This window comes from Microbacterium sp. zg.Y909, assembly GCF_024626565.1.
On record NZ_JANJFJ010000390.1, the window covers coordinates 1 to 4,068 of the forward strand.

Genomic DNA, 4,068 nt, shown 5'->3' on the forward strand with positions numbered 1-4,068 from the left:
TCGGCGGCCATAGCGAGAGGGAAACGCCCGGTCCCATACCGAACCCGGAAGCTAAGCCTCTCAGCGCCGATGGTACTGCAGGGGGGACCCTGTGGGAGAGTAGGACACCGCCGGACTTCTTCCGTGAAATGGCCACCCAAAGTTGGGTGGCCATTTCGCGTTAACAAAGCAATAGGGAAGGAGCCGAGATGACGGACGACAAGCGACCGGATGGCGAAGAACGCCGGCGCCCCAAGCACGTGTCCGACGACCGGCGAAACTCGGGGGAGCGCAAGCCCTTCGTGAAGCGTGACGGCGACCGCAAGCCGTACCAGCAGCGCGGCGGCGACAGCCCGGCCGCAGCGGGCGGCGGTGAGCGGAAGTCGTATCCGCCCCGTGATGGTGAGCGTCGTCCATACGCCCCTCGCGATGGTGAGCGTAAGTCGTATCCGCCGCGCGATGGTGAGCGTCGTCCGTACGCCCCTCGCGATGGTGAGCGGAAGTCGTACCCGCCCCGCGATGGTGAGCGTCGTCCGTACGCTCCGCGTGATGGTGAGCGGAAGTCGTACCCGCCTCGTGATGGCGAGGGTCGTCCGTACGCTCCGCGTGACGGCGAGCGAAAGTCGTATCCGCCGCGTGATGGTGAGCGTCGTCCGTACACTCCTCGCGATGGTGAGCGGAAGTCGTACCCGCCTCGCGATGGTGAGCGGAAGTCGTACCCGCCCCGCGACGGTGAGCGTCGTCCGTATGCCCCCCGCGACGGTGAGCGTCGTCCGTATGCCCCCCGCGATGGCGAGCGTAAATCGTACCCGCCTCGTGATGGTGCGCGTCGTCCGTATGCCCCCCGCGACGGTGAGCGTAAGTCGTACCCGCCCCGTGATGGTGAGCGTAAGTCGTACCCGCCTCGTGATGGTGAGCGTCGTCCGTACGCTCCGCGTGATGGTGAGCGGAAGTCGTACCCGCCGCGTGATGGTGAGCGTAAGTCGTACCCGCCCCGCGATGGCGAGCGTCGTCCGTACGCCCCTCGCGACGGTGAGCGTAAGTCGTACCCGCCCCGCGACGGTGAGCGCAAGCCCTATGCGAAGCGTGATGGAGGCGGGCGCCCGTTCGATGCCCGTGACGATCGCCGAGTCTCGCGTCCCCCGCAGGAAGAGCGTGAGTCGGGACCGCACATCCCCGACGACGTCACGGCAGCAGATCTGCACCCTTCGGCACGCAATGAGCTGAAGACCCTGAGCAAGGAGAACGCCGAGCAAGTCGGTCGACACCTCGCGATGGCAGCGATGCTCATCGAGGAGGACCCGCAACTGGCACACGAGCACGCCCTCGCCGCCATTCGCCGCGCCGGCCGCATCGCCGTCGCGCGCGAGACCGCCGCCATCACGGCATATGCGATCGGGGACTTCGCCCTGGCGCTGCGCGAACTGCGGACATACCGGCGCATTTCGGGACGCGACGATCAGATCGCGCTCATGGTCGACAGCGAGCGCGGCGTGGGGCGGCCCGACCGTGCTCTCGAGCTCGGTCGCTCGGTCGACCGCGCGGCGCTTGCCACCCCGGCGCGGGTCGAGCTCGCGATCGCGATGTCCGGCGCACAGTTGGACCTCGGGCAGCCGCAGCGCGCACTGGCGGAGCTGGACATTCCCGAGCTGGATCCGGACCGTGCCTTCGAGTGGAGCCCGGCGCTCTTCGCCGCCCGCGCGACCGTTTTGGCAGAGCTCGGACGCGATGACGAGTCCGCCGAGTGGCAGCGCCGCGCGATCGTCGCCGCCGAGGTGATCGACGCTGCTCTCGGTTCGTCGGCGGACGAGGAGTTCCAGATCGTCGACGAGGTCGAGGAGGTCGCGCTCGAGCCCGACGATGCTGAGGGTGACGAGGCCGACGCCGAAGAGGCTGAGGAGGTCGTTGCTGAGGCTGGAGCTGAGAATGCCGAAGCTCATGGCGGCGAAGCTGAGGCCGACGCCTCTGAAGCCGAGTCGGGGGCCACGTCCGCCGCGGAGCCCGAGACGGTTGCGGAGCCCGAGACGGTTGCGGAGCCCGAGACGGTTGCGGAGCCCGAGACGGTTGCGGAGCCCGAGACGGTTGCGGAGCCCGAGACGGTTGCGGTGGCCGATGAGGCCATCGACCCGAAGAGCGAGACGCTGTTCGACGACGCCGGGCTGTCGGACGACGCCCCGGAGAAGTGATGGCGCTGTTCTCGCGCACCACCACGCCGACGCCGCTTGACGGAGTCGACGTCGTTCTGGCCGACCTCGACGGGGTCGTCTATGCCGGACCCGGCCCGCTTCCGCACGCGGTGGAGAGCCTCGTCCGCGCGGGTCAGACCCGCCGGCTCGGCTACATCACCAACAACGCCTCGCGCACCGACGCAACCGTGGCAAGCCACCTGCGTGAACTCGGCCTGTCTTCGACCAAACCCGAGGACGTCGTAACCAGTCCGCAGGCGGCCATGCGGCTGCTGCGGGAGCGCGTGGCGCCCGGCGCGCGCATCCTCGTCGTTGGCGGCGACGGACTGACGGTCGAGGTGGAGAAGGCGGGCTACGCAGTCACGCGCAGCGCCGATGACTCGCCGGCCGCCGTCGTGCAGGGCTTCGCGCCCGACGTCGGCTGGCAGCACCTGGCCGAAGCGGCGTACGCGCTCGCACTGCCCGAGGACGAGGGCGGCATCCCGTGGATCGCCACCAACACCGACTGGACGATCCCGCAGGCGCGGGGCCTCGCTCCGGGCAACGGCACCCTGGTGTCGGCCGTGCATACCGCGGTCGGCCGGCTCGCCGTCGTGGCGGGCAAGCCGGAACGCCCGATCTTCGACGAAGCCGTGGCCCGCTTCGGCGCATCGAACCCGCTGTTCCTCGGCGACCGCCTCGACACCGACATCGCGGGGGCTCAGGCCGCCGGCATCCCGTCGGTGCTCGTCCTCACCGGGGTGGACCGTCCCAAGCACGTGCTGGCCGCGCCGCCGCATTCGCGGCCGACCTACATCCTGGGCGATCTGCGCGAGCTGCACGAGCCGTACCCCGAGGTGAAGATCAAGGGCGACACGACCACCGTGCGCGACGCAGCGGTGCGTATCGACGGGCCCGACGTGCACATCCTGTCCGAGGGGTCGCGCCCCATCGATCTCGTGCGCGCGGGCGCGGCGGCGATCTGGGCGACAGGACGTGGCATCTTCGGGTTCCGCGTGCCGGAGCGGCTGTACGCCGACCCGTTCCACCGGCCCTGATCCGGCGGACCAGCGCCTATCCTGGGGGCATGTCGATGGATGCCGCGCCCGAGCCGTCCGCAGCCGAACCCGCGCAGCCGCGCGAAGATCTGCTGTCGGCGCTCGAGGTGATCGAGGGCCAGCCCCTCGAGGAGCGGGCACAGGGGTACGCGGCGCTGCACGACGAACTGGCCCGTCGGCTGCAGTCCGGCCCGGCAGACCCCTCGGCATGACGGAGCGTCTCGATGCGGCCGTCGCTGCGCGCGGACTTGCGCGCTCGCGCACGCACGCCGCGCAGCTGATCGCCGCCGGCCTCGTGAGCGTCGACGGGCAACCGCTCGTGAAAGCGTCCGCACGTGTGGGGGAGGATGCCGTGATCACCGTCGCGGCATCCGATCACTACGTCAGCCGAGCGGCGCACAAGCTGATCGCGGCACTCGACGCCTTCACCGTGAACGTGAAGGACCGGACGGCGCTGGACATGGGGGCCTCCACCGGAGGATTCACGCAGGTGCTGCGTGAACGAGGCGCCCATCCCGTGCTCGCCGTCGACGTGGGCCACGGTCAGCTGGCGGCATCCGTCGCCGCCGACCCCGAGGTGCGGGCCGTCGAAGGGTTCAACGTGCGGCACATGACTCCGGAGAGCCTCGCCGCGGCCTCGGGCGTCGACGTGGCGCCGTCGGTGGTCACCGGCGACCTGTCGTTCATCTCGCTCGCGCACGTGCTGCCGGCCGTGGTGGCCGTCTGCGCCCCGGACGCGGACATCGTCCTGCTGATCAAGCCGCAGTTCGAGGTGGGGCGCACGGGCGTGCGTGAGGGGCTCGTCAAGAACGCCGGCCTGCGCGCCGACGCCGTCGCCGGCGTGCTGTGGTCGGCATGGGACGCGG

The 4,068-nt window shown here is 70.3% G+C and carries 4 protein-coding genes and 1 rRNA gene; all 5 read left to right on the top strand.

Annotation, left to right across the window (positions count from 1 at the left end; genetic code table 11):
* Positions 1-116: ribosomal RNA gene (gene rrf, locus NQ160_RS19860) — 5S ribosomal RNA — on the top strand.
* 1,137 nt (positions 117-1,253) lie between these two features.
* Positions 1,254-2,165, top strand: coding sequence for a hypothetical protein (locus NQ160_RS19865; protein ID WP_257516834.1), 912 nt, complete (start codon positions 1,254-1,256; stop codon positions 2,163-2,165).
* Positions 2,165-3,202, top strand: coding sequence for an HAD-IIA family hydrolase (locus NQ160_RS19870; RefSeq protein ID WP_257516835.1), 1,038 nt, complete (start codon positions 2,165-2,167; stop codon positions 3,200-3,202). Before NQ160_RS19865 ends, NQ160_RS19870 begins: the two co-directional genes overlap by 1 nt.
* A 29-nt stretch (positions 3,203-3,231) precedes the next feature.
* A complete protein-coding gene (locus NQ160_RS19875; protein ID WP_257516837.1) occupies positions 3,232-3,414 on the top strand; it encodes a hypothetical protein in 183 nt (60 codons plus the stop codon).
* The coding region (locus NQ160_RS19880; protein ID WP_257516836.1) for a TlyA family RNA methyltransferase at positions 3,411-4,068 on the top strand (658 nt) is incomplete at its 3' end. The genes NQ160_RS19875 and NQ160_RS19880, both read left to right, overlap by 4 nt.